The organism is Allosalinactinospora lopnorensis (assembly GCF_000981225.1).
Classification (GTDB): domain Bacteria; phylum Actinomycetota; class Actinomycetes; order Streptosporangiales; family Streptosporangiaceae; genus Allosalinactinospora; species Allosalinactinospora lopnorensis.
In genome coordinates, this window is sequence record NZ_LAJC01000033.1 from 1 (window position 1) to 25227 (window position 25227).

Genomic DNA, 25227 nt, shown 5'->3' on the forward strand with positions numbered 1-25227 from the left:
GCGGCGGCCACCGGGCGAGGCGCAGGCGGGCAGCGGCGGGTATCCCCGTCCGGGCGGCGGGATGGCCGGAAGCGGCCAGTGGCCGATGGCAGGTGGTCCCCCTCGTCCCATGGGGCCGGCGGGGCCGGGGATGCCGGGCCTCCCCGGGGGACCCGGGCACGGCCCTGCCGGGGCGCCGGTTCCGGGAAACCCCGGCGGGCCGAAACGCCGCCGAGCTGTGCCGCTGTGGGCAGTACTCGTCAGCCTGTCGGTGGTCGCGGTGGTATCGGCCGGTGTAGGCGGAGTCGCCGGCGGTTTCGTCGGCGCGGAGAACGGCGCCGCGGCCGATGAGGACGCCCCGGACCTCAACAACGAAGTGCCCAGCGGAACCCCGAGCCGGGAGCCGGACACCATCGCCGGCGTCGCACAGCGGGTCAGCCCGAGCGTGGTCTCCATCCACGGCGACGGCGGCGCCGGCGGCAACGGTTCCGGGTTCATCATCCAGAACAACTACGTGGTCACCAACGCCCATGTCACCGACGCGCTCGAAGGCGGCGGCATCGAGGTGGCCTACAGCGACGGGCACACCAGTGCCGCTTCGGTCGTCGGGCAGGCGGTCAGCTCCGACCTGGCCGTCCTGGAACTGGACGACCCCCTCAGCGTGAAGGCGCTGGAGTTCGGCGATTCCGAGGACGTCACGGTGGGGGACTCGGTCATCGCGATCGGTGCTCCGCTCGGCCTGGCGGGCACCGTGACCACAGGCATCATCAGCGCGGTGGACCGCCCCGTCTCGACCGGCGAACAGGGCGAGGCCTTCATCGAGGCGCTGCAGACCGACGCCGCCATCAACCCCGGCAACTCGGGAGGGCCGCTGGTCGACGCGCAGGGGCGGGTCATCGGGGTCAATTCCGCGATCGCGACCATGGGCACCCTGCCGGGAGAGCAGAGCGGCAGCATCGGCCTGGGCTTCGCGATCCCCTCGGAGGAGGCCGAGGGCGTCGTCAGCCATCTGATCGAGACCGGGGAGGATCCCCAGGCCGACATCGGCGCCGATCTCGTCCTGCAGCACCAGCAGCCGGGGGCGCTGATCGAGGACGGCCGCGGGGCCGTGGAGTCGGGAGGTCCGGCGGACGAGGCGGGCCTGGAACCCGGCGACCTGATCGTGGAGTTCGACGGCTCCCCGATACGCGACACCCCCGCCCTCCTGGAGCTTCTCGGGGAGAAGGCCCCCAACGACGAGGTGCGGATCAGTTACGAGCGCGACGGCGGCGAGGAGACGGCCACCCTTACGCTCGGCTCGGCCTCGGACTGACCCGTTCCCGGCCCGGCGCGGATCCGCCCCGGCCTGGGCCCGCGTCGCGGCCGGCGCGGGTTCAGGGGTCGCCGTCCCCGCCGATGTCCTCGTGCCAGAGACCGGGATCGACTTCGATGAACGAACTCATCAGCCGGACGCACTCCGGGTCGTCGAGCAATATGATCTCCACCCCGTTCTCCGCGAGCCACTCGTGCCCGCCGGAGAAGGTCCGCGCCTCACCGATCACCACGCGGGGGATCCCGAACTGCCGGACCAGGCCGCTGCAGTACCAGCAGGGCGAGAGTGTGGTCACCATCGTCGTGCCGGCGTAGGAGCGCTGCCGGCCCGCGTTCCGGAACGCCGCGGTCTCCCCGTGGGCGGACGGGTCGCCGTCCTGGACGCGGCGGTTGTGCCCGCGGCCGAGCACCCGGCCGTCGCCGCCGATCAGCGCCGCTCCGATGGGGAGGCCGCCGCTCGCGAGCCCGGCCTCGGCCTCCTCGACGGCGATCCGCAGCCACTCCTGGTAACGCCCGGGGCCGGCCCCGGGCGCCGATACCGGAGTCAGCGGCCCACCGGGGTGACGCCGAGCTGCATGCCGGACAACCCGCGCGGCTTGCCCACGAGGTCGTCGGCGATCTGGAGGAGCGTCTGGCTCGCCGCGGCCTCCGGGTCGGTCAGCACGAAGGGCTTTCCTTCGTCGCTGGCCTCGCGCAGCCGGATGTCGATGGGGACCTGGCCGAGCAGCGGTACCCGCGCGCCTAGCGCCTTGGTCAGGCCGTCGGCGACCACCTGGCCGCCGCCCTCGCCGAACAGGTACGTGCGCTCCTCGGAACCGGGAGCGATGTAGTACGACATGTTCTCGATGACGCCGCTCACCCGCTGATGGGTCTGTGCGGAGATCGCGCCCGCGCGTTCGGCGACCTCGGCGGCGGCCTGCTGCGGGGTGGTGACCACCAGGATCTCGGCGTTCGGGACCAGTTGGGCGACGGAGATCGCGATGTCGCCGGTGCCCGGCGGCAGGTCCAGCAGCAGGACGTCGAGGTCGCCCCAGAAGACGTCGGAGAGGAACTGCTGCAGCGCCCGGTGCAGCATCGGACCCCGCCACACGACCGGCTGGTTGCCCTGGGTGAACATCCCCACGGAGATGACCTTGACCTCGTGCGCCGTGGGCGGAAGGATCATGTCCTCGACCTTGGTGGGGTGCGTGGAGACCCCGAGCATCCGCGGCACGGAGTGGCCGTAGATGTCGGCGTCGACCACGCCGACCTTGTGCCCCTGCTCGGCCATGGCCGCGGCGAGGTTCACCGTGACCGACGACTTGCCGACACCCCCCTTGCCCGAGGCGACGGCGAAAACCTTGGTGAGCGAATTGGGCTTGGCGAAGGGGATCTCCTTCTCCGCCTGGCCGCCGCGCAGCTTGGTCTGCAGCGCCTTGCGCTGCTCATCGCTCATGACGTCGAGCTCGACGGCGACCCGGGTGACTCCGGCCACCTTCGAGACGGCCTCGGTGACATCCTTCTCGATGCGCCCCTTCATGGGACAACCGGCCACCGTTAGGTAGATGCCGACGTTCACGAGACCGCCGTCGGCGATCTCGACGCTCTTGACCATGTCGAGATCGGTGATCGGGCGATGGATCTCGGGGTCCTGGACGGTCGCCAGGGCCGCGTTCACCTGCTCGGTGGTGGGTGTGGAGGCCATACATCCATGGTACGGAAAGCCTGAGGCGGGAGAACACCGCAGGGGCGCCGGGTTTTCCCCTCCGGCCGGAACGGTGCGCGGTTCTCCCTTCCGCCACGCCGCCGCTTTGCCGGGACCACGGCAGGGCCATGGCCCGCGAGACGCGCATCCTGCTGACCAATCCGGCCGCGAAGGCCGGCGTGTCCCGCTGGAACCGGGGACTGCTGTTCAGCGTGTCCTGCGACATGCCGGGCAGCGTCGCCGCCCGAAGAACCATCTGATCGGAGTGTGGTGAATGTCACGTTGGTCGACTGCGTGCGGTGCGCGGCAGGCGGGAGCCCCGCGTCGGCCCAGGACTCCCCGAACCGCTGCTGACCGGGCCGGATGTGGCGAACGGGGCCGCGGGCGCCGCGTCCGTCTCGCTCGCGATGCCGGTCGCGCTGGAGTCCCTGGGGCCGATCGGGTAGGCGGTCTTCGTGCTCCGCGAGATGTTCGGCATGCCGCACAGCGAGGGTCTGGGGGTCAGCGGCGACCGGATCATCCAGGTGCTCATCGTCCGCAACACCGCCAAGCTGCGCGGCCCTCCCGACGCAGACACTCTGATGACAGCCTGTGACCTTGGATGATGGGGCGGTAGCGAGAGAATCTTAACGCTGTCAATACACGGGCGGATAGTAATCTCTGCAAACGATGGGAAATGCGCCGCCACCGCCTGGTTCGTCCTGGCCACCCGAGCCCTGCGGACCGGGAGACCCGAAGCAGTCGCCGAGTCCGCGGGACCAGGCGTGGGCCTGGCCTCCCGGAACGCCGTCGCCAGGGGGGCAGGCGGCACCGGCGTGGGCCTGGCCGCCTCCGGCCCGGCCCCGGCCGCTGAGGTCGGGGATCGCCCGCCCGTGGCCGGGGACTCCCTACCATCGTATGGCGCGCACATGGCGCTACCGATGGTGGGTGCCGCTGCTCTCGGTGCTCTGCGCGGTGGTGCTGATCGTGCTGGTGCAGATCGCCATGGGGATCGCGGCCCTGCTCACGGCGCTGGTCGCCGGGCTCACCCCGGATCCCGAGGCGGATTCCATTTTCGGTGCACCGCTGCCCGACCTCGCCTTCACTCTCATCGCCCTGAGTACGATGACCCCGCTGGTCATGTTCGTCGTCCGGTTCGTGCAGCGGCGCCCGGTGGGCACACTCTTCTCGGTGGAGGGGCGGCTGCGCTGGCGGTGGATGCTGATCTGCGGTGCGGTCTCCGCCGTGCCGCTGGCGGTCTCGTTCGCCGTGATGTACGGGCTGCAACGGGCCACGGCTCCGGAGTCGGAGTTCGTCGGCGCCTTCAACCCGGAATCGGGGTTCGCGCTCGCCCTGCTGGTGATCCTGCTACTGGTGCCCTTCCAGGCATCGGCGGAAGAGTTCGCGCTGCGCGGCTTTTTGATGCAGGCGATCGGAGCCTACGGTGCCGGCCCGGGGGAGCGGCGCGGTAGCGGGGTCGTCGCCCGCGTACTGCGAAGTCCGGTTCCCGGCATCCTCGTCAGCGGCAGCGTGTTCACGCTGATGCACGAGTACACCGACTGGGCGATGCTCGACGTCGCCGTCTTCGGTATCGCCATGGCCTGGCTCACCTGGTATACGGGCGGGCTTGAGGCGGCGGTCGCCCTACATGTGCTGCACAACCTCGTTGTCTTCACCATCACCGCCTACGAAGGAAGGCTGGAGGACGCCGCTACGGGCAGCGGGTCCTGGCAGGGGGTGAGCGGAACCTTCGTCGAGGTGGTCCTCTACTCCTTCATTGTGGTCTGGCTGGCCCGGCGCATGGGGGTTCGCCGGACCGTCCCGGACGAGGCGGCGGACCATGAGGAACCCCCTCCGCAGACCCCGCTGCCCGCGTGGGCCTCACAGCCTTCCCCCTACCCCTATGGGCAGTACGGCCGGCAGCGGGCCGCGCCGCAGTACGATCCGTACCACGAGCGATGGCCCTCCGCCCGGCAGCCCGTCCAGCAGCGGTACGAAACGGGGGCCCCGGCACCCGGAGGCTGGGTGCAGCCCCCTGCGAACGGGCCGCACTCACCGCCCTCATCGTAAAAGTGAGTTTCCGCACAGGGCACGGGGGTACCACTTCGGGCAATTATGAGATCGGACCCCACGTGTCCCCGTTGCGGACGTGCGATCCACGCGCCGAACCTGTGGTCGAGCGCGTGGCAGTGCGACGCGCACGGCCCAGTGGCTCCGCTGTACCCGGTGCGCAACCCCACCCTCACCTCGCTTGAGCTGCTGATCGACTCCGCACAGGTACCGATCTGGCTGCCGTGGCCGCTGCCCGCCGGATGGGTCGTCACCGGCTTCGCCGACGGCGGCGACGACCGCAGCGGAGCGGTCGCGGTCGCGGTCGCCCTGTCCGGACCGGCGCCCTTGGGCGGCATCGGGGAGATGGTGATCGTCGCTGAGGACCCCGGGGTCGGCCTCGGTGCGCGCCTCGCCGGACTGCGCGGTCCCGACCCCGGGGCCGGGTTCGATTCCGGAGTGGTGCACAGCAAGCTCCGTTACGCCGGGCACGACATCCCCCTATGGAGTATCCAGGGAGGGAAGGAGCGGGCGGTCTATGTCGGTGAGGCGTTGGCGAAATGGATGTGGTTCGTCCTCAGTCCCGCCGACACCGGTGTGCTGATGTACGAACTCACCAGTATGCGCGACCTGCGCGACCGCCACGACGGCGGTTCGACGCTGGAACCCCCGTTCGGTGCGCTCTCCCCGTTCTTGACCTCTGCGCTGCGGGCGTTCCCCACCTGACGGGCGAAGGAGTGGCCATCGTCCGCCTCGACCGTAGAATCGTCTGATCATGCGTATCGACCTGCATGCCCACAGCTCCGTATCGGACGGTACCGACACACCGGAACAGGTCGTCGAATATGCGGTCGCCGCTGAACTCGACGTGCTGGCCCTGACCGACCACGACACGGTCGGCGGGCTGGCGGCCGCCGCCGCGCGCGTTCCCCCGCGGTTCACTCTCGTTCCCGGCATGGAGCTGTCCTGCTCGCACGACGGGGCCAGCGTCCACCTGCTGGCCTACCTCTTCGACGCGGAGCATCCCGGACTCGCCGCCGAACTGCGGCGGATCCGCGCCGACCGCGTCGTCCGGGCCCAGAAGACGGTGGAGCGGTTGCGGGACGAGAGCATCGCCGTCACGTGGGAGCGGGTCAGGGAGATCGCGAGCGCGGATCCCGGTGCGCGGCCGGCGCCCATGGGCGGGGAGGAGGTCGTGGGACGCCCGCACATCGCCCGTGCGATCGTGGAGGCCGGGGCGGCGCGGGACGTCCAGGACGCCTTCGACCGGTGGATCGGGGCGGGCCGTCCCGCTTACCTCGCGCGCTACGCACCGGACCCGGTGCGGGCCGTGGCCCTGGTGCGGGAAGCCGGCGGGGTTTGCGCGCTCGCCCACCCGGCGCGGGGCGAGGGCGCCGTTTCGGGAGCGGTCCCCGACTTCCTTGTCGAGCGCATGGTGGGAGCCGGTCTCGGCGGGATCGAGGCGGACCACCCCTCACATGACGAAGCGGAGCAGGCGTACTGGCGCTCGCGGGCAACCGAGCTCGCCGTGGTCGTCACGGGCTCCAGCGACGACCACGGCGAACTGACCGGCCGCCGCCTTGGTTACCGGACAACGGCCCCTGAGGCGTTCAGCCGGCTGATCGAACCGGCGACCGGAGCCGCGCTCATCACCGGCGGCACAGGCCCCGGCAGGGCGGTCGGGAGCGGATGAGGAGCCCAGCGCGTCGCTGCCGTCGCGGCGGGGCGGAACCGTTCCGAGGCACGGGAACGTGTACCCAACCACGGCGCGGGAGCGGAACAATGGTCCCGCACAATGTTTTTGAATCCGGACGTGAAGCGAAGGGTCGGCACCGTGTTCTGGAAGTGGAAGGGCAAGAAGAAGGACAGCGACGAGCCCGGCAACGGGGAGGCGGAGTCCTCGGCGGTGACGACGAAGACCGAGGACGACTCCGCCGAGGAGCCCGGGCCCGGAACCGCCGATGACCGGGAGACCGCCGCCGGTGCCGACGCGGAGGACACCGCTGCCACGGAGGCCGGCGGCACCTCCGCGGAGGACGCCGACGACGAAGAGGAGGCCGGCGACAAGGACACCGCGAGCGTCTCGGGCGACGACGGCCAGGACGACGCCGAGGCGGAGGTTCCCGGCACCGACACCCCCGACCGCGACCGCATCCAGTGCGTCCGCACCGCGGGCGTGCTCAAGGTCGACGACGAGGAGTTCGACGTCGTCAGCAACACCTGGGTCGTCGAAGCCGACGACGACGGCGTCATCGTGATCGACCCGGCCCACGATTCCAAGGCCATTCTGGAGGCGGTCGGGGATCGCGAGGTCTACCTGGTGGCGTGCACCAACGGGTACAACACGCACGTTTCCGCCGCCGTCGAGGTCGCCGAGCGCGACGACGCCCCCATCGCCCTGCACCCTCGGGAGCTGCGCTCCTGGCGCAAGGCGCATGGTGTGGAGCGCCGACCCGACCACGAGATCGAGGGCGGCGGGACGCTCCAGGTCGGCGACCTGGAGGTGGACGTCCTCGCGATCCCCGGTACCTCGACGGGGAGCGTCGGCTTCTACATCTCCGAGCGCGGCGCGGTCTTCAGCGGCGACACCCTCCGCAAGGGGGAGCTCGGCACCGTCGGGGAGGGCTACATCGACTACACCCGCCAGCTCCACTCCGTGGGCGAGGTGCTGCTGTCGCTGCCCCCCGACACCCGGGTCCTCCCCGACAGCGGCCCGGAGACTATGGTCGAAGCGGAATCCAAGAACTTCGACTCGTGGGTCTCCACGAGCTGACGTGTTCCGAGCCGCCCGCCCGCGCTCACGCGGCCGGACGGCTCGGCGCGCGCTGATCCCCGGGAAGCCACCCGCCCCTGGGCGAGAACTCCGGCCGTTCAGAGGTCGCCGGTGCGGTCGGGGGTCTCCGCCTGGGTCCAGAACTCGGTCAGCGCCCTCGCGGTGGTCTCGGGGGCCTCGACGTTGGGGGAGTGGGCGGCTCCCGGGATCACCACGCGCTCGGCGCCGAGGTACTTGGCCATGGTGGCCTGCACCTCCGGGGGCCAGGCGTCGTCGTTCTCGCCGTAGAGGACCAGCTTCGGCAGGTCCGCGACCGCCGTGAGCTCAGTGGTGCGGTCGGGAGCGGTGAGGAGTTCCTCGGCCATGCGCACCAGCCCTTCCGGATCGTTGGCGAGCATGCGCTCGCGCAGGAAGGCGTGGATCTCCTCCGGAACTCCGCTCGCGCGCGCGGGCTCGTCGAGGTGCTCGGTCCAGACCTCCCGGACCCGGTCGCGTGTCGGCTCGGGCCCGAGCGCCGCCACGAGTCGGCGGGCGTCGCCGGCGCGTACACCCTCGATACCGGAGGGGCCCGAACTCATCATGGTCAGCGAGAGCAGGGGTGCTTCGTTCGCGAGTACGGTCTCGCGCGCCAGCAGGCCGCCGAAGGAGTGGCCCAGCAGGTGGACGGGGCCGTGGCCGAGGGCGGCGATCAGTTCGCCGATGACCTGACCGAGGGCCGCGCGGGTATAGTCCCCGACGCGTTCGAGCCCGGGGGATTGGTACTGCCCGGGCAGGTCGATCGCGATCACTGGCCGCCCGGCTTGGGCCAGTGTCTGCAGTATCGCCAGGAAGTCCTCTTTGCTGCCGGTGTATCCCGGTACCAGGACCGCCGCCTGCAGTTCACATCCGCCGGAGGTCGGCATGGCCTGCAGTGCGGCGATCGTCCCGCGTGCCGTCGCGATGTCGGTTCGCCGCACGCCGGGCGGGAGTTCCAGAAACCGAGGTGTACTCACGACGGTTCACCATAGACGATCGGGTGGCGGGTGAGGTTCGGGGACGGGCCGGTTTCCGTGAAGGCGGCGCATCGTCGGCCGGGCGGTGAGGCGCGTCCGCTACCGGTCTGTTGGAAGGGGCCGGCGCGGGCCACCGGGCGGCGCCGGGGGTGTGGCGCCACGGAGATCCGGAGGGGGAGCGGCGCCGGCGAGCGCACCGGAACCGTGCGCTCGCTCGTGACGGGGCCGAAGTCACCGGGGTCCGGTGCGCCTATGGCCCCGTCCTCAGGCATGTGCTCAGTCCTGGTCCTTCTTTACCTCTGCACCGTTGCGGGTGCGGCGACGACGCCGGCGAGCGGGTTTGTCGTGGCCTTCGCCCCGCGCGGTGTTCGCGGACTCGGCGGACTGTTCGGCGCCGGCGGGCTTCTTCCCGCCGCGGGTGCGCCGCCGGTTGCGTGAACGGCCATGGGCGCGGCTGCCGCCACGCTGGTCGCCCTCATCGCGCTGGCGTCCGGTGTCGCCTATGTCCTCGACCTCTTCGGCTTCCAGGCCCGCACGTTCGCGGTGCTCCTTGGCCAGGGTCCCCCTGGTGCCCTGGGGGATTCCCAGCGCCTCGAAGAAGTGGTCAGAGGTCGAGTAGGTCTCCTCCGGCTCGGAGTGCGGCAGGTCGAGCGCTGTGTTGATGAGCTTCCAGCGTGCGGTCTCCTGCCAGTCGACGAAGGTCACCGCCGTCCCCGAGCGCCCGGCGCGGCCGGTGCGCCCAATACGGTGGGTGTAGGTCTTCTCGTCCTCCGGGCACTCGTAGTTGACGACGTGGGTGACGTCGTCGACGTCGAGTCCGCGCGCGGCCACATCGGTGGCCACCAGTACGTCGATCTTGCCGTTGCGGAAGGCGCGCAGCGCGCGTTCCCGCTGGCTCTGGCCGAGGTCGCCGTGGACGGCGGCGGCCGCGAATCCGCGCCCCTTGAGCGCCGTGGCGACCTGGTCGCAGGTCCGCTTGGTCTGGCAGAACACCATGCTCAGCCCGCGTCCTTCGGCCTGGAGCAGCCGCGCCAGCATCTCCAGCCTGTCCATGGGGTGCGTCCGGAACACGTGCTGGTGGATCTGGCTGTTGCGGCTCTCGTCGACGTCATCGTCGTCGCCCGCGCGGACATGAGTGGGCCGGCGAAGGTAGTTGCGCGACAGTGACACGATTTCGCTCGGCATGGTCGCCGAGAAGAGCATGACCTGGCGCTCGTCGGGGATCATCGTCAGGATCCGCTCGATGTCGGGCAGGAATCCGAGGTCGAGCATCTTGTCGGCTTCGTCCAGCACCACGGCGCTGACGCCGGCGAGGCTCAGGTGCTTCTGCTTCTGCAGGTCCAGCAGCCGCCCCGGCGTGCCGACGACGATGTCGACTCCGTTCTGCAGGCCCTCGATCTGCGGTTCGTAGGCCCGACCTCCGTAGACGGTCAGGATGCGGCCGCCGGTGCGCTTGCCCGCTGTCGTGAGGTCCGCCGCCACCTGGATGGCGAGCTCGCGGGTGGGCACCACGACAAGCGAGCACGGGCGCCTGGCCTCGCCCGGCGTTCTCCGCGCGCGCTGCAGCAGGGGGAGGCCGAAGGCGAAGGTCTTACCAGTGCCGGTGCGGGCCTGCCCGATGATGTCGGTCCCGCTCAGCGCCAGTGGGAGAGCCAGGGATTGGATGGGGAAGGGATCGACGATCCCCTCCGCTTCAAGGGCGTCCGCGATCTCGTCGTTGACACCGAGATCGCGGAAGGTCGTTCGGGGTTCGTGGGTCGTATCTGTGCTTGTCAGGGCTGTTGCCTCCATCTGGGTCGACCGCATTCGCATATGCGGCCTCAAGTCGTGGTCGCTGGACGGACCCGTGCTGCGTCGGGCTCGACGCCCTTCACGGAGCGGCGTCCCGCCTTGCTCGTTCTCGTCGGCGGGACATGCCGGGCGCGGCTCAAGACCGACACGCTCTCGGGCCGTGGCGCGGCCCGGTACGTCAGCGCTGCCCGACGCGGATCCGCGGCCGGCGCATGAGGGCCGTTCCTCCGGAGTCCTCACGTCTGCGCCGCTGTTGTCTTGAGTTCCCGTTCCCCGCTCCCTGTGTCGGCGCGGGGATCCGGTGCGGCACCGGCGGCTTCGCTCGCGTCGGTGTTTCTCTTGTCAAGCCGGCCAGGGCGGCTCACCTGCTAGTGCGCTCGTGTTCCTGACCGGTCGTGCGGGTTTCCGCGCGTTCCCCTGTCCGTCGGTCCGCGCTCGGCGGATCCGCCCAGCGGATGCCGACCCCGGTAGGGGGTCCGCGGTTCCCGCGCGCGAAGGGGGTGCTCGCGCCAGTGGCCGGCGGGTGCCGACCACGGACAGAGTCTATCTTGTAGCTTCGCCGCTGGATACGCTGTGTGTACCACAGATTCGGGGCGTTCGCGCACTCCCGGTGAGTACAACGCGGAGTACCGCCCCGATTAGTCCCCGGCTCGTTCCCACCGCCGTGAGGGCTAATCTTTGCAGCATGACGTACGGTTCCGCTGACTCCGCGCCCGATTCCCCGGCGCCCGCCGCTGGACACCCCTCTGCGGTGCTCGACCTGCTCGGCCTGCTGGCCTACGCCGAACTCGTCGCCTTCTTCCGGTTGACCGACAACGCCGAGCTCGCTCCGACGCTCGCGGCCAAGGGCGAGCTCGCCGGACTGGCCGCCACCGAGTACGCGCATTACAAGCGGGTGCACGGCCGCCTGGCGGAGCTTGGTGCGGACCCGGAGGAGGCCATGGGGCCGTTCGTCGAGCCGCTGGATGCCTGGCACGCCCGCACCAGGCCGCAGAGCTGGCTGGAGAGTCTGGTCAAGGCATACGTCGGCGACGGGATCGCCGGGGACTTCTACCGGAAGGTCGCCGAGCGCGCCGACGACGACACCCGTGCCTTGGCGCAGACCGTGCTCTCGGAGAGCGACCGCGGCGAGTTCATCGCGGCTCACGTCCGCGCCGCTGTCGCCGAGGATCCGGCCCTGGCCGGACGCCTGTCCCTGTGGGCGCGCCGCCTGGTGGGCGAGGCGCTGAGCCAGGCTCAGGTCGTCGCGACGGCGCGGGTCGAGCTCGCGTCCCTGCTCACCGCGGAGGAGGGGGAGACCGAGTCGGAGCCGGGGGATCTGGCGGCGGTCAGCCGGATGTTCGCCAAGTTGACCGACACCCACAACGCGCGGCTGGAGGCCATGGGGCTGAGCGGATGAGGCTCCGCCCCTGGGAGAATCACGCACGGCCTGCGGCGCGAGGGGAACTTACCCATGAGTAGATGCGTCTCTTTGATAAAGCGCCCGCAGGGCATTCCCTCCTTGGCTTTAAGAGGACTTGTGTCGTCTTCGACACATTCATCACGTCTTCTTTGCCTGTCCGTATATAGTGTGCTCCGTTCCCGTCGTTTCCTTGCCAGAGGTACGTATCCATGCGCAATGGGTTCTTCACCGACTGCCCGCTGACGCGGCTCTCCCGCGGCTTCGACCTGTTCGGGCCGCTGAACATCTCGGAGGACCCCGCGCTGACGGCCCAACTGGATCAGCACGCCGCTGCTGTCCGCGACTCGATCTCCGGCGACGGAATCGAGGTGACCCGCCGCAGCCTCGCGCACTACCTGCAGGGATTCATGGACGGCTGTCGAGAACGGGGATGGGACTCCAGCTCGGTCGACTATGACTGGGAGACCCTGCGCGTGCTGGCGATCTGCCGCATGGCCAAGGAATACGGGTTCGTCCGCTAGATTAGCCATGTCCGCGCGAGATCCGTCGGAGCCGCGCGCACAGGACCGTCCGGTAAGTCCTCCGGAGCTCCCCCACCGGGCGTACGCTTAAGCCCTGTCCGGGATCCGCTCGAACCCTCCGCGCCTCTCCGCGCGGACGGGGGGTCCTGGACCGGGGAACCGCGGTTGGTGTTCCGCTTCCGTCGGATCTGCCAGAGGACTCGCCCCGTGACCGATGATGCGGCCGGTCGAGTGCCGCGAGAAAGGAAAAGCGCATGAGGAGCGGCCGACATGGGGCGGCACGTCCACCGATCGGCGTCCTGATCCGCAGAGAACGCTTTGACTTCTGCCTCTTCGGCCTGATCATCATGGTCGCCGCGGCTGTCATGGTGTTGAGCGGATGGACCGACCCCGCCTTTTGGCTCGCTGTCGTGCCGGTTTTCGCCAGCCTGGTGCTCGCCGTGCGCCGTATCGGCCGACTCGCCCGCGACGAGGTCATCCGAGACGAGGAACTCCTGTAAGAGGCGCTGCGCTTCGGGATCATGCGCCCGGAGACGGGAAAGGGGCGGGGCCGCGCGGCCCCGCCCCTTTCCCGTCTCCGGGCGAACGGTCACTCCTCGGAAGCGCGCCTTTCCCGGTCGCCGGGGCCGGCTGTCGGTGTGCGCTGCGCGGCGTGTTCCGCGGACTCCTGCTGCCGCTGCTGCTTGGTCGGCTGCCGTTCCGCGGTCGGCTGCCGTATCGCGTCGGAGCGCCCGGCTTGGTAACTCTCGTCCTCGCGCATCCGGGCGGTCTCGCGCTCGGCCGCCTCCAGCCAGCGCCCCCAGCGCTGCTGCATCGGGCGGATCATGCCACCGCCGACACCGACCACCAGGATCCCGCCGATGGTGGCGAGAACGGCGATGAGGACCGGCTGGGTGACGGTCGTGGCGACGCCGATCTGGTTCAGGGCGGCGATCACACCGAGCGCCAGGATGAAGATCCCGACCAGATTCGCCAGGACGCGTCCGTAGGTGAGCCCGCCGAGAGCCCCGGCGACGATGTCGCGGGCGGCTTTCGCGATGATGCCGGCCACCACGATGATGATCAGCGCGACGATCGCGTGCGGGATCCACGCGATGATGCCGCTGATCAGCTCGCTGATCGGGTTCGGCCCGAACACGCTGAACGCGAGCTGCAGGACGAGCAGCACACCGGCGTAGTAGATGATCTTTCCGCTGAGTTCGCTCGCGTTGTAGCGGCTGCGCTGGAAGTACCCCCCGACGCCACTGCGGTCCAGAGCGCGGTCGAGACCGAGCCGGGCGAGGGCCTTGCCAATCAGCGTGCCGATGAGCTTGGCGAGCAGCCAGCCCAGGATGAGGATGATCAGGAAGGCTGCGAGTCGTGGCGCGAAGCCACTACAGCGTTCCACGTTTCTGTCAGGCCTTGCCCGATGTCCATAGGCGTTTCCCCCCGAAGACGCCTCGCCGCAGCCGGGAGCCCGCCCCCACCCTGTATCCGGCGAAACCGGTATGAATCGTTCCTACTGTGCGGCTACCCGTTACGGAAGCTTTGAACCGCCATAAAGTAACGAGCGGCTGCGAATAGTAAGAATTGGGGCGCGCTTTACCGGGGCAGTGCGGCACCGCGCACCCCGTGGAGGGAAACGCGGGGAGTTAGCTGCGGGTCAGGTCCCAGCCGCTGATTCCGCGCCACGCCAAGCGGGCGACGAGGAGTTCCGCGGCCTCCTTGGGGATCGCGCCGTGTCTGCTGAGCCAGTGCCGGGCGCTGGTCTCGGCCATGCCCACCAGCGCGACACTGAGCAGGTGCGCCTCTTCGTCCGAGATGCTGGTGTCCTGCCGGATGACCTCGCCGATGAGTTCGGCGCAGCGCTGCTGGGTCTCCTCGGTCTTCTCCCGGACAGCGGGCAGGTTGCGCAGGTCGGATTCGAAGACGAGCCGGAACGCCTCGCCCTCGCCCGCTACGAAGTCGAAGTAGGCCTGGAAGCTGGCGGTCACCCGCTGCCGGTTGTCGGTCGTGCTCTCCAGCGCTTCGCGCTGCTTCTCGACCAGGATTTCCGAATGCTGCTCCAGCAGAGCGAGGTAGAGCTCCAGCTTGCCCGGGAAATGCTGGTAGAGCACGGGCTTGCTGACGCCCGCGCGTTCGGCGATCTCGTCCATCGCCGCGGCGTGGTACCCCTGGGCAACGAAGACTTCCTGCGCCGCGGTCAGCAGTTGGCGCCGTCGTGCGAGCCGGGGCAGCCGGGTCCCGCGCGGGCGGGCGTCTGAAGGAGCTGTCACACCCACACCCTCCGAACTCATCGCGGCGCGATCGGGGCGCCACGCTCGATGACGTGTGTTCCTGGAACGTGCCACCAGAGGTGGAAAGACGAGCACTCCACTCCCGGCGCAGTGCTCCCATCTTACTTCGACGTAGGTTAGGCGCCGCCAGGGTCCGGAGGACCCGGATGTATCGATCTCGTGACCAGTGCGTTCCCGTACTCGGGGGCGGTCCGCGCCGCGGTGTCAGCGGTAGTCGTCCTCGTCGACCTCCACTTCCTGGAGCTGCTCCACTGCATCGGCCTCGGAGACCTCGCCCTCGGTGCCGGAGTACCCGCTCCACATCCAGTCCCGGCCGTCCCCGGTCACGGCAGTGCGCTGCTCCGCGGAGTCGGCCTCCGGGGACTCCAGCGCGGATTCCGGGTTCTCTTCCTCGGCTGATTCGCCTTGCTGCGGGTGGGAAGTCACAGGACCCTCCTGCATCGTCGCGGCTCCCTCCCCACGCTACTCCGCCTCGAGCGACGCAGGAGGCAGGGGTGCCGCGGACTGAGGGGCGCTCACCCGGCCGCAGAGGCAATAGAGTGCACAGCAGAACGGACCGGACGGCAGGGCGCCATCGCCGCACCCGGCCCTCTCGGGCCGCCTGACACCTTACGGAGGGGCCATGGGAGAGACGATCCCATTGTGGCCGGGCGAGTTCCGCGAACCCGGTGGCCGCAGGATCTTCGTTCGCCGTGACGACTCCGGCGGGGCGCCGTCCCATGGGCGCATTGTCTACGTGCACGGTCTGGCCGGGGCTTCCACCGACTGGACCGATCTCATGGGGGCGTTGTCACCCGAGTTCACCGGAGAGGCGCCCGACCTGCCCGGTTTCGGCAAGTCACCGCCACCGCCCGATGGCGACTACAGCCTGGACGCGCACGCCGCGGCCGTCGCCGATCTCATCCGGGAGGGCGAGCACCCGGTCCACCTTGTCGGCAACTCCATGGGCGGAGCCGCCGCCGTACGCGTCGCGGCGGACTATCCGCGGCTGGTGCGTACCCTGACTCTCATCTCGCCCGCTCTGCCGGACCTGTGGCCGCGGCTCATCCCGTACCAGATGAGCGGTGCGCTGATCCCGGTGGTGGGGCCAGCGGTCTACGCGCGGATCCAGAGCCGCCCGGCCGAGGTCCGGGTGCAGGGAACGCTGGACGCCACTTTCTACGACCCGTCCGCCGCCTCCGCCCAGCGCGTACTGGACGCTCTGGAAGCCGAGCGCGAACGCGATCTGTGCGACTACGCGCACACGGCCGTGCTGGAATCACTGCGCGGTCTGGTCGCCGAGTACCTGCGTATCGGGCGGCGCTCGCTGTGGCGGCAGGCCGCGGGGATCAGCAGCCCCACGCTGCTCGTCTACGCCGACAACGACAAGTTCGTGAACCCGCGCCTGTCCCGCAGGGCCGCACGCACCTTTCCGCGGAACCGCCTGGTACTGCTGCCCAAGAGCGGGCACGTCCCCATGATGGAGCACCCGGAGCGGGTGGCGCGCGAGCTGCGGCCGTTCGTGCGGGCGGCGTCGCCGGCCGGGCCGGGCGGCGGCACCGTGTCCTGAGGGGAACGGAGGCGGCGCCGACCACCGCTGCAGATCGGCGCGGATGGCTTCCCCGCGATGGGAATGCAAAACCCCACCCCGTAGGTTGGGTATGAGAGGAAGCTCGTCACGCACCCCGTACCTTCCGGCGCCGCCCGAGGCGCCCCCCTTGAGGGGCGTGACGTCATCGAGGAAGTTGAGGAGCTGCTGTGTCGCTGCCGCCGCTGGTCGAACCGGCTGCCGAGCTGACCGTTGACGAGGTACGCCGCTACTCCCGTCACCTGATCATCCCCGATGTGGGCATGGACGGCCAGAAGCGCCTGAAGAACGCCAAGGTACTGGTCGTGGGTGCCGGCGGGCTCGGCTCGCCCGCCCTGCTGTACCTGGCCGCCGCCGGTGTGGGCACCCTGGGCATTATCGACTTCGACGTCGTGGACGAGTCCAACCTGCAGCGGCAGGTGATCCACGGGCAGAGCGACGTCGGCAAGCCGAAGGCGGAGTCCGCGCGCGAGAGCATCGAGGAGGTCAACCCCTACACCAAGGTCGTGCTGCACAAGGAGCGGCTCGACTCCTCCAACGCGCTGGAGGTCTTCGAGGGGTACGACCTCGTCCTCGACGGCACGGACAACTTCGCCACCCGTTACCTGGTCAACGACGCCTGCGTGCTGTCGAACATCCCCTACGTCTGGGGCTCCATCTTCCGGTTCGACGGTCAGGTCAGCGTCTTCTGGAACGAGTACGGGCCGAACTACCGCGACCTCTACCCCGAGCCGCCGCCGCCCGGAATGGTCCCCTCCTGCGCCGAAGGCGGCGTCCTGGGCGTGCTCTGCGCCTCCATCGGGTCGGTGATGGTCAACGAGGCCATCAAGCTCATCACGGGCATCGGCGACCCCCTCGTCGGCCGGCTGATGATCTTCGACGCGCTGGAGATGACCTGGAAGACGGTCAAGGTCCGCAAGGACCCCGAGGGAGAGCCGATCACCGAGCTGATCGACTACGAGGAGTTCTGCGGCGCGGTCTCCGAGGACGCCCAGGAGGCCGCCGCCGACTCCACGATCACCGCGCGGGAGCTCAAGGAGAAGATGGACAGCGGCGAGGACTTCCACCTCGTCGACGTGCGGGAGAAGAACGAGTACGAGATCGTCAGCATCCCGGGCGCCACTCTCATCCCCAAGGGGGAGTTCCTGACCGGTGAGGCGTTCAGCAAGCTGCCCCAGGACAAGCAGATCGTGCTGCACTGCAAGTCCGGGGGGCGCTCGGCCGAGGCGCTGTCCGCGCTCAAGGGAGCCGGGTTCAGCGACGCCGTGCACGTGGGCGGCGGCGTGCTGGCCTGGGTCAACCAGGTCGACCCCAGCCTGCCGACCTACTGATCCCGGCCGCTCCACCCGGCGCGGGCCACGAGGGGGCCGCCGCGGTACGCCGCGACGGCCCCCATCGCCTGTCATCCGGGGTTTCCCACTCGTGGTTCCGGGTTCACCGGAACCGCATTATGGGTACAAATCCAGTAATTACCTGGGATTCCGGGCGGGGGAGGTGCGCTATGAATATGAAGGGGCGTTGGGAGGACTGGGTGGCCATAGTCGCGGGTGTGGCTGCGGCCATCAGCTGGATCTGGACCGGCATGCTCGGGATCGGGATGGCGACTCTGCTCATCCTCGGTGTGCTCACCGTGCTCGCGGCGGTCATCTCGATTACCAGGCCCGGGCTGATCGCCACGGAGGCGGTCATCTTCGTGCTGGGTGTTCTGATGTTCATATCGCCCTGGGTGCTGGCGTTCACCGGCACCATGGCGGCGGCGTGGACGGCGTGGATCGCCGGTGCCGTGATCGCCGTGATGGGGCTCGTCGGGATGCCCCTCGCGAACACGGTGCACCGCCGTGCCGCTCCGCGCTGACCAACGGGCATAAGCGGTCACCGGCCGGTTCCTTCCCCGGGACCGGCTTTTCGCTGCCGTTAGGCTCTGGCCGTGCTCTTCTTCGCGCTCCCGCTCCTTCTCTGCGCCACCGCCGGCGGCCCCGCCGGGTCGGGCGCCTCCCCGCCGGAGACCGAGCATCACCCCGGTGACTTCGTTGAGCGCGTGCTCGATGTGGTGGAGCGCATCCCGCCGGGCCGGGTGATGTCCTACGGCGACATCGCGGAGTACCTGGGCGAGGGCGGGCCGCGCCAGGTGGGGACGGTCATGTCCACGTGGGGCGGCGCGGTCCCGTGGTGGCGGGTGATCCGCGCCGACGGAAGCCCGCCCCCCGGCCTGGAGGTCGAGGCGATGGAGCGCTACGCGGCCGAGGCCACTCCACTGCGCCTTGGCGCCTCGCGCGTCGATATGCGTCGTGCCAGGTGGGACGGCACATAGGGGAGCGTCCCGCTACGAGGGCCCATCCCCGCCCCGGCTCGTTCCGCGAGGTGGGGCGGGGGTTGTTCTGTCGCAGGGATCTGGTGGACTATGGCGGGTGAGCTCACCCCCCTATCGCCTTGTGCGGCGTTCACGTCCGGACACGCCGCCCCCGGTACTGGACGAGAACCAGCGCCGTGTGGTTGAGCACAAGGGCGGCCCGCTGCTGGTGCTGGCCGGACCGGGGACGGGCAAGACCACGACGATCGTCGAAGCCGTCGTCGACCGGATCGAGAACCGGGGGATCGACCCCTCGCGGGTGCTGGTCCTCACGTTCAGCCGCAAGGCCGCCCAGGAACTGCGCGAGCGCATCACGGCGCGGCTGCGGCGCACCACGCGCGAACCCCTGGCGCTCACCTTCCACAGCTACGCCTACGCGCTGATCCGCCGGGAGTTCCGGCGCGCCAACGACCTGCCGCCCCGCCTGCTCTCGGGCCCGGAGCAGCTCATGGAGGTGCGCGAACTGCTCTCCGGCGAGATCGCCGACGGCGCGGAGATGTGGCCGGAGCGGTTGCGGCCCGCCCTGTACACCCGGGGCTTCGCCGAGGAGGTGCGGGATTTCCTGATGCGGGCCCAGGAGCGGGGGCTCGCCGCGCCCGACCTGGACCGCCTCGGCCGGGAGCACGGCCGGGACGACTGGGTGGCAGCCGGGGACTTCCTCGACCGGTACACGGGCCGGTTCGACATCGCCCCGGTGCCCACCCTCAACTACGCCGAGCTGGTGCGGGTGGCGGCGAACCTGGTCTCCGGACCCGATGTCCAGGCTCGCGAGCGAGCCGCCCGCGAGGTCGTGTTCGTCGACGAGTACCAGGACACCGACCCCGCTCAGGAGGAGCTGCTGCGCGCGCTGGCGGGCGACGGGCGCGACCTGGTCGCCGTGGGCGATCCCGACCAGTCGATCTACGGCTTCCGCGGTGCCGACGTCCGGGGCATCCTCGAGTTCCCGCGGCGCTTCCGCACAGTGGAGCACCGGGAAGCGCCCGTCGTGGCGCTGCGGACCTGCCGCCGCAGCGGGCGGGCGCTGCTCGGCGCTTCCCGCGGTGTCGCCCAGCGGCTGCCCGCCGCCCCCGCCGCGGGCAGCGGTCCGGTGAACGCGCATCGCGTGCTGGAACCGCTTGCCGGGACGCCCGAGGGAGAGGTCCGGGCGCTGCTGGCCGAGAGCTCCACACAGGAGGCCGCGGTCATCGCTGACGCACTGCGCCGGGCCCACCTCGTCGACGGCGCCGAGTGGTCGCGCATGGCGGTGCTGGTCCGCTCGGCCACCCGGCAGATCCCGGTGCTGCGCCGGGCCCTTTCGGCGGCGGGCGTCCCGGTCATCGTCGGCGGGGACGAGCTCCCGCTGGCCGCGGAGCCGCTGGTTCGTCCGATGCTGCTGCTGCTCCGCTGCGCCCTCCGCCCGGAGACCCTGAACGAGGACGCCGCGCACGAACTGCTGAACAGCCCCTTCGGCGGCGGCGACACGATCGGCCTGCGCCGCCTGGGACGTGCACTGCGCAGCCTGGAGCTGGAGACCGGCGGCCGCCGGACGGCCGCGCGGCTGCTCACCGACGCGCTTCGCGACCCGCGCGAGCTGACCATGGTGGATCCGGGAGTGGCCGCGCCCGCCCAGCGCGTGGCGGAGTACCTGCGCCTGGTCGAAGAGCGCGCCGCGGCGGGCGGGTCGGCCGAGGACGTGCTCTGGGAGGTGTGGCGGGCGAGCGGCCTCGCGGAGAAGCTCCTCAGCGCGGGCCAGGCGGGAGGGCGCCGCGGCGCTGCCGCGGACCGCGATCTGGACGCCGTCGTCGCGCTCTTCGAGAGCGCCGCGCGGTACTGCGACCGGCTGCCGCCCGGGCTCCCCGAAGGGTTCCTGGACGACCTGGAGGCCCAGGAGATCCCGGGCGACACGCTCGCCGAGCGGGCCCCGGACGGCGACGCCGTGCGGATCCTCACCGCGCATAGGGCCAAGGGCCTGGAGTGGGACCTGACCGTGGTCGCCGGGGTCCAGGAGGGCGACTGGCCCGACCTGCGGCTGCGCGGATCGCTGCTGGGGGTGGAGCAGCTGGTCGACACCGTGGCGGGCATCGCCGACAGTTCGGGGGCCGCTGTGGCGTCCAAACTGCTGGACGAGGAGCGGCGGCTGTTCTACGTGGCCGTGACACGGGCGCGGCACACCCTCATCGTCACGGCGGTCGGCGGGGAGGACACCGAGGAGCGGCCCTCGCGGTTCCTCGCCGAGCTCGGAGTGGGTGAACCTGAGCGGGTCAGTACCGGCCTCCGCTGGCTCTCGCTGCCCGCTCTGGTGGCCGACCTGCGCTCCGTGGTCACCGATCCGGGCCGCCCCGACCCGCTGCGCCGCGCGGCGGCCGCGCACCTTGCCCGCTCGCGGACGAAGGGGTGCGCGGAGCGGACCCGGCGGAGTGGTACGCGCTCACGCCGCTCTCCGACGACCGGCCGCTCGCCGGGCAGGACGACACCATACGCGTCTCGCCGTCGCAGGTGGAGAGCTTCACCACCTGCCGGCTCCGGTGGCTGCTGGAGAGCGCCGCCGGTGCGTCGGGCACGGAGATGTCATCGGCGCTCGGCAGTATCGTGCACGCGATCGCGGTCCTCGTCGCCGAGGGCGAGGAGACGGCGGAGATCCGGCGGCGGATGGACGAGATCTGGTCCGAGCTGGACTTCGGCGGACCCTGGTTCGCCGCCAAGGAACGGGAGCGCGCCGATCAGATGGTGCGTAAGCTGATCGACTGGCACGAGGGCAACGACCGGGAACTCGTCGTCACCGAGGAGGGGTTCCAGGTCGACATCGGAGGCATTGAGATCATCGGGCGGGTGGACCGGTTGGAGAAGGACGCCGCGGGGCGTGCTTTCGTCGTGGACATCAAGACCGGCGGCTCGGTCCCCAAGGACGGTGAGATCGGCCGCCACCCCCAGCTCGGGGTGTACCAGCTCGCGGTGCTCAAGGACGCCTTCGCGAGGTTCGGGCTGACCGAGCCGGGAGGGGCGTCGCTGGTGCAGGTCGGCGGGGACCGGGTCAACCCCAAGGAGCAGGGTCAGAAGGCGCTCGGGGACGACGCCGCACCGGAGTGGTCGGAGCGGCTGGTCCGGGGGGTCGCCGGCGGCATGGCCGGGTCCAGCTTCCCGGCGACCCGGAACACGTTCTGCGACTCCTGCGCCGTCCGCTCCAGCTGTCCCGCGCACGACGAAGGGAAGCGGGTTTGACTACGGGATGGGAGACGGCGCGCGAGCGCACGACCCGCGTCCTCACCCCCACCGAGCTCGCCCGGCTGCTGGGGCAGCCGGAACCCACAGTGGAGCAGGCCGACGTCATCGCGGCACCGCTCGGTCCCGGGGTGGTGATCGCGGGTGCGGGCTCGGGCAAGAGCGAGACCATGGCCGGGCGCGTCGTGTGGCTGGTGGCCAACGGCTACGTACGCCCGGAACACGTCCTCGGCCTCACGTTCACCCGCAAGGCAGCCGCGGAACTGGCCGAACGTGTGCGCAAGCGGCTCGAACAGCTGCGCGCCACAGAACAGGTGCCCGCGGGGCTCGTGGAGGGCGACCCCGCCGTGTCGACCTACAACTCCTACGCCGCCCGGCTGGTGGCGGACCACGCCCTGCGGGAGGCCGTCGAACCCTCCACCCGGCTCCTCAGCCAGGGGCAGGCATGGCAGCTCGTGGCGCGCATCGTCGGCAGCTACGACGGACCGATGGACGCCATAACGGTCAAGCCCGCCACCGTGGTCCGGCGGGTGCTGGACCTGGCCGGGGAGCTCGCCGACCATCTGCGCACCCCTGATGACGTGCGCGGTGTCGGGCGCTGGATCGACGAGCGCGTCGCCGCGCTGCCCAAAAGACCGGGCAAGGACACCGCGGAGCTGGTGACCACCCAGCGCAAACGGGAGCAGCTGCTGCCGCTGGTCGAGCGCTACGCGCGCGCCAAGGCGGCGCGCGAGGTAATGGACTACGGCGACCAGGTGGCGCTGGCCGCGCGGATCGCGACGCGCCATCCCGAGGTGGGGATGATCGAGCGCAGCCGGTACAAGGTGGTGCTCCTCGACGAGTACCAGGACACCAGCCACGCTCAACTGCTGCTGCTGCGGGCGCTCTTCGGCGACGGCCACCCCGTGACCGCCGTCGGCGACCCCTGCCAGTCCATCTACGGCTGGCGCGGCGCGAGCGCCGGCAACCTCACCGGGTTCCCCACGGATTTCCCCGAAGCCCGGACACCCCGCCCCGGTTCGGCGGCTCGCCACGAGCTTCCGCAACGGTGAGCGCGTGCTGCGCGTCGCGCGGCACCTGTCGGGGCCGCTGCGTGCGGAGGCCGAGCACGTCCCCGTGCTCTACCCGGGGCCGGCCCGGCGCGGGCGCGGGACGGTGGCGTGCGGCCTGTTCCGAACCGAGACCGAGGAGGCGGCCTGGATCGCCGAGACGGTCCGGGCGGCCATGGACCAGCCCGGTCACCTCGCTCCCGACGGACTCGAATGGCCCGCCGGCGAGGGGAGCGCCGCCATCACCCCCGGCGACGTCGCGGTCCTGTGCCGCAAGCGGTCCCAGTTCCCGATCCTCCGCCAGGCCTTCGAGGACCAGGGGGTACCCGTGGAGGTCGTGGGACTCGGCGGCCTGATGACCGTGCCCGAGGTGCGCGACATCGTGGCCACGCTGCGCGTCGTCCACGACGCCTCGGCCGGAAACGAGCTCGCCCGGCTGCTCACCGGGCCTCGATGGCGGATGGGGCCGGCGGACCTGGTGGCTCTCGGCTCGCGCGCCGTGGAGCTGGCAAAGGACGCGCGGCGCGACCTGCGCGCACCGGAGCCCGAGGACAGCGAGGACCAGGACCGGGAGAACCTGCTGCGCCGGACCGTTCTGGACCTGACCGCCGAATCCGGCAGCCTCGCCGACGCGCTCGACGACCTCGGCCCGGCCGACCGCTACTCCGAGACCGGGTACGAGCGGCTGAACGCGCTCGCCGATGAGCTGCGCGCGCTGCGCAAGCTCGCCGGCCAGCCGCTGCCCGAGCTCGTCACCGAGATCGAACGCGTCCTCGGGTTGGACATCGAGGTCGGGGCGCGTCCCGGTCGCGACCCGGCGGCCGCGCGGGCCGACCTCGACGCCTTCGTCGACACCGCGGTGCGCTTCGTGGGAAACAGCGATGACCCGACGCTGGGTACGTTCCTCACCTACCTGCGCTCGGCCGAGGACGCCGAGAAAGGGCTGGAGCCCGGCGAGCGCATCGGCGGCAGCGACACCGTGAAGCTGATGACCGTGCACGCCGCCAAAGGCCTGCAGTGGCCGCTGGTTGCGGTGCCGGGGCTGGCCGGCGGTCGCTACCCGGTCTTTCCCACCAACCCGCGCGACAGCGGAGGCTGGGCCCGCCAGGAGCAGCAGCTCCCCTTCCCGCTGCGCGGTGACGCCGCGGGCCTGCCCAAGCTCGACGATGTCGACAAAGAGAGCATCGCGCGGTTCAAGGAGGCAGACAAGGCGCGGCACCGTATGGAGGAGCGACGGCTCGCCTACGTCGCCGTGACCCGCGCCTCGTTCGCCCTGCTGTGCACCGGTCACTGGTGGGGGCACGCCAACGCCAGCAGGCGCGGCCCGTCGCCCTTCCTGGAGGAGATCAAGGAGGCGTGTGAGAACGGGGCCGGCCGTGTCGCCCGCTGGGCGCCGCCGCCGGAGGAGGACGAACGCAACCCGCAGACCACCGAAACCGGCCCCGTCGAATGGCCGCGGCCGCCCGAGGCGGATGACGGAGCCGCCGGCCGGCGCTACCGCGACATCGCCGAGGGCGCCGAACTCGTGGCACGGTACCGCGACGGCTCGGGGCGATCGTGGCTGAACCTGCTGGAGCGCGCCGAGATGCCCGTGCACATGCGCCGCCGCATCGACGGCTGGAACCGCGACACCGGGCTGCTGCTCGCCCATCGGGACACGCAGGCCGCCGCGGACGGGCCGACCCCGGTCGACCTGCCGGCACACCTCTCGGTGTCGTCCCTGGTGACCCTGGCCCGGAACCCCGAGGCGCTGGCCCGGCAGATCCGCAGGCCGCTGCCGCGCCCGCCGGCGCCGCACACCCGGCGCGGCACCGCCTTCCACGCGTGGCTGGAGCAGCGCTACGGGCAGCAGAGCCTGCTGGTGCCCGACGAGCTCCCCGGGGCCGCGGACGAGACCGCGGGCGGCGACGAGGATTTCGCGGAACTGCAGCGCCGCTTCGAGGCCTCGGAATGGGGCGACCGCATCCCGGTGGACGTGGAGGTTCCGTTCGAGACCATCATCGGCGACCGCTTGGTCCGCGGGCGGATGGACGCCGTCTTCCAGGACGGCGTCGGGCGGTACGACGTCGTCGACTGGAAGACCGGCCGCCCTCCGGGCAACGAACGTGAACGCAAGGCCGTGGCCGTCCAGCTCGCCGCGTACCGCCTCGCATGGTCGGAGCTTGCCGGCGTCCCGCTGGAGGAGGTCCGGGCCGCGTTCCACTACGTCCGTGCGGACAGGACGGTCCGCCCCGCTGACCTTCTCGACGCCGAAGGCCTGGCGGCCCTGATCCAGAGCCTGCCCGAGGCCGACTGACCCGCCGAAA

The 25227-nt window shown here is 70.9% G+C and carries 20 protein-coding genes and 3 pseudogenes; 16 read left to right on the forward strand and 7 right to left on the reverse strand.

The window, feature by feature from the left end; all coding sequences use genetic code 11:
- Positions 1-217: 217 nt before the first annotated feature.
- The gene (locus tag VS93_RS13605; protein WP_236700533.1) at positions 218-1291 is read left to right on the forward strand and encodes a S1C family serine protease; all 1074 of its coding nucleotides are present in this window, start codon (positions 218-220) and stop codon (positions 1289-1291) included.
- A 61-nt stretch (positions 1292-1352) separates the two neighbouring features.
- Here VS93_RS13605 and VS93_RS13610 read toward each other — a convergent pair whose 3' ends face one another.
- On the reverse strand, positions 1353-1838 hold the full coding sequence (locus tag VS93_RS13610) for a nucleoside deaminase (RefSeq protein WP_046470349.1): 486 nt from the start codon (positions 1836-1838) through the stop codon (positions 1353-1355).
- Positions 1835-2974: an Mrp/NBP35 family ATP-binding protein gene (locus tag VS93_RS13615; RefSeq protein WP_046470316.1), complete on the reverse strand. Its 1140-nt coding sequence runs from the start codon at positions 2972-2974 to the stop codon at positions 1835-1837. Before VS93_RS13615 ends, VS93_RS13610 begins: the two co-directional genes overlap by 4 nt.
- A 128-nt stretch (positions 2975-3102) precedes the next feature.
- Here VS93_RS13615 and VS93_RS32520 point away from each other — a divergent pair, with 128 nt between their 5' ends.
- The 6 genes from VS93_RS32520 (at position 3103) to VS93_RS13635 (ending at position 7775) form a co-directional block, all read left to right on the forward strand.
- Entirely contained in the window at positions 3103-3234 is a 132-nt protein-coding gene (locus VS93_RS32520) for a hypothetical protein (protein ID WP_269082854.1), read from the forward strand.
- Between the two features lie 195 nt (positions 3235-3429).
- Positions 3430-3579 (forward strand): hypothetical protein, encoded by a 150-nt coding sequence (locus tag VS93_RS29200; RefSeq protein WP_156184826.1) that lies wholly within the window; start codon positions 3430-3432, stop codon positions 3577-3579.
- Positions 3580-3871: 292 nt separating this feature from the next.
- Positions 3872-5023, forward strand: a complete 1152-nt coding sequence (locus VS93_RS13620) for a CPBP family intramembrane glutamic endopeptidase (protein ID WP_052745740.1) — start codon at positions 3872-3874, stop codon at positions 5021-5023.
- A 45-nt stretch (positions 5024-5068) separates the two neighbouring features.
- Entirely contained in the window at positions 5069-5728 is a 660-nt protein-coding gene (locus tag VS93_RS13625) for a DUF6758 family protein (RefSeq protein ID WP_046470317.1), read from the forward strand.
- Between the two features lie 46 nt (positions 5729-5774).
- Positions 5775-6695, forward strand: a complete 921-nt coding sequence (locus tag VS93_RS13630) for a PHP domain-containing protein (RefSeq protein WP_046470318.1) — start codon at positions 5775-5777, stop codon at positions 6693-6695.
- Between the two features lie 141 nt (positions 6696-6836).
- Positions 6837-7775 (forward strand): MBL fold metallo-hydrolase, encoded by a 939-nt coding sequence (locus tag VS93_RS13635; RefSeq protein WP_046470351.1) that lies wholly within the window; start codon positions 6837-6839, stop codon positions 7773-7775.
- Positions 7776-7873: 98 nt separating this feature from the next.
- Here VS93_RS13635 and VS93_RS13640 read toward each other — a convergent pair whose 3' ends face one another.
- Entirely contained in the window at positions 7874-8767 is an 894-nt protein-coding gene (locus VS93_RS13640) for an alpha/beta fold hydrolase (RefSeq protein WP_082126872.1), read from the reverse strand.
- 276 nt (positions 8768-9043) lie between these two features.
- Positions 9044-10558 carry a DEAD/DEAH box helicase gene (locus VS93_RS13645; RefSeq protein WP_082126876.1) on the reverse strand — a complete coding sequence of 505 codons (1515 nt, stop codon included), beginning with the start codon at positions 10556-10558 and terminating at the stop codon, positions 9044-9046.
- Between the two features lie 685 nt (positions 10559-11243).
- Here VS93_RS13645 and VS93_RS13650 point away from each other — a divergent pair.
- The 3 genes from VS93_RS13650 to VS93_RS13660 all read left to right on the forward strand — a co-directional run bounded on the left by VS93_RS13650 (position 11244) and on the right by VS93_RS13660 (position 12981).
- On the forward strand, positions 11244-11957 hold the full coding sequence (locus VS93_RS13650; RefSeq protein ID WP_082126873.1) for a ferritin-like fold-containing protein: 714 nt from the start codon (positions 11244-11246) through the stop codon (positions 11955-11957).
- Between the two features lie 212 nt (positions 11958-12169).
- Positions 12170-12481 carry a DUF6401 family natural product biosynthesis protein gene (locus VS93_RS13655; protein ID WP_046470321.1) on the forward strand — a complete coding sequence of 104 codons (312 nt, stop codon included), beginning with the start codon at positions 12170-12172 and terminating at the stop codon, positions 12479-12481.
- Between the two features lie 254 nt (positions 12482-12735).
- Positions 12736-12981, forward strand: a complete 246-nt coding sequence (locus tag VS93_RS13660; RefSeq protein ID WP_046470322.1) for a hypothetical protein — start codon at positions 12736-12738, stop codon at positions 12979-12981.
- Positions 12982-13070: 89 nt separating this feature from the next.
- Here VS93_RS13660 and VS93_RS13665 read toward each other — a convergent pair.
- The 3 genes and pseudogenes from VS93_RS13665 to VS93_RS13675 form a co-directional block, all read right to left on the reverse strand.
- A pseudogene (locus tag VS93_RS13665) lies at positions 13071-13897 on the reverse strand (mechanosensitive ion channel family protein).
- A 215-nt stretch (positions 13898-14112) separates the two neighbouring features.
- Positions 14113-14736 carry a TetR/AcrR family transcriptional regulator gene (locus tag VS93_RS13670; RefSeq protein ID WP_082126877.1) on the reverse strand — a complete coding sequence of 208 codons (624 nt, stop codon included), beginning with the start codon at positions 14734-14736 and terminating at the stop codon, positions 14113-14115.
- 225 nt (positions 14737-14961) lie between these two features.
- Positions 14962-15183, reverse strand: coding sequence for a hypothetical protein (locus VS93_RS13675; protein WP_046470353.1), 222 nt, complete (start codon positions 15181-15183; stop codon positions 14962-14964).
- A gap of 196 nt (positions 15184-15379) precedes the next feature.
- Between VS93_RS13675 and VS93_RS13680 the strand changes: the two genes are divergently transcribed.
- The 6 genes and pseudogenes from VS93_RS13680 (at position 15380) to VS93_RS13705 (ending at position 25217) form a co-directional block, all read left to right on the forward strand.
- Positions 15380-16306, forward strand: coding sequence for an alpha/beta fold hydrolase (locus VS93_RS13680; protein ID WP_046470324.1), 927 nt, complete (start codon positions 15380-15382; stop codon positions 16304-16306).
- 188 nt (positions 16307-16494) lie between these two features.
- The gene (gene moeZ, locus VS93_RS13685) at positions 16495-17655 is read left to right on the forward strand and encodes an adenylyltransferase/sulfurtransferase MoeZ (RefSeq protein ID WP_046470325.1); all 1161 of its coding nucleotides are present in this window, start codon (positions 16495-16497) and stop codon (positions 17653-17655) included.
- Positions 17656-17831: 176 nt separating this feature from the next.
- Positions 17832-18179 (forward strand): SPW repeat protein, encoded by a 348-nt coding sequence (locus tag VS93_RS13690; protein ID WP_236700534.1) that lies wholly within the window; start codon positions 17832-17834, stop codon positions 18177-18179.
- 72 nt (positions 18180-18251) lie between these two features.
- Positions 18252-18635 (forward strand): MGMT family protein, encoded by a 384-nt coding sequence (locus VS93_RS13695; protein ID WP_082126874.1) that lies wholly within the window; start codon positions 18252-18254, stop codon positions 18633-18635.
- 97 nt (positions 18636-18732) lie between these two features.
- A pseudogene (locus tag VS93_RS13700) lies at positions 18733-21872 on the forward strand (ATP-dependent helicase).
- Positions 21869-25217 (forward strand): annotated as a pseudogene (locus VS93_RS13705) (ATP-dependent helicase). Before VS93_RS13700 ends, VS93_RS13705 begins: the two co-directional pseudogenes overlap by 4 nt.
- The last annotated feature ends 10 nt before the right edge of the window (positions 25218-25227 follow it).

Excerpts from the sequence above, each read along its gene's own strand:
- VS93_RS13615 (WP_046470316.1), bottom strand. The coding sequence starts at position 2,974 with ATGGCCTCCACACCCACCACCGAGCAGGTGAACGCGGCCCTGGCGACC.
- VS93_RS32520 (WP_269082854.1), top strand. The coding sequence starts at position 3,103 with ATGGCCCGCGAGACGCGCATCCTGCTGACCAATCCGGCCGCGAAGGCC.
- VS93_RS13620 (WP_052745740.1), top strand. The coding sequence starts at position 3,872 with ATGGCGCGCACATGGCGCTACCGATGGTGGGTGCCGCTGCTCTCGGTG.
- VS93_RS13625 (WP_046470317.1), top strand. The coding sequence starts at position 5,069 with ATGAGATCGGACCCCACGTGTCCCCGTTGCGGACGTGCGATCCACGCG.
- VS93_RS13645 (WP_082126876.1), bottom strand. The coding sequence starts at position 10,558 with ATGGAGGCAACAGCCCTGACAAGCACAGATACGACCCACGAACCCCGA.
- VS93_RS13650 (WP_082126873.1), top strand. The coding sequence starts at position 11,244 with ATGACGTACGGTTCCGCTGACTCCGCGCCCGATTCCCCGGCGCCCGCC.
- VS93_RS13655 (WP_046470321.1), top strand. The coding sequence starts at position 12,170 with ATGCGCAATGGGTTCTTCACCGACTGCCCGCTGACGCGGCTCTCCCGC.
- VS93_RS13660 (WP_046470322.1), top strand. The coding sequence starts at position 12,736 with ATGAGGAGCGGCCGACATGGGGCGGCACGTCCACCGATCGGCGTCCTG.
- VS93_RS13680 (WP_046470324.1), top strand. The coding sequence starts at position 15,380 with ATGGGAGAGACGATCCCATTGTGGCCGGGCGAGTTCCGCGAACCCGGT.
- VS93_RS13690 (WP_236700534.1), top strand. The coding sequence starts at position 17,832 with ATGAAGGGGCGTTGGGAGGACTGGGTGGCCATAGTCGCGGGTGTGGCT.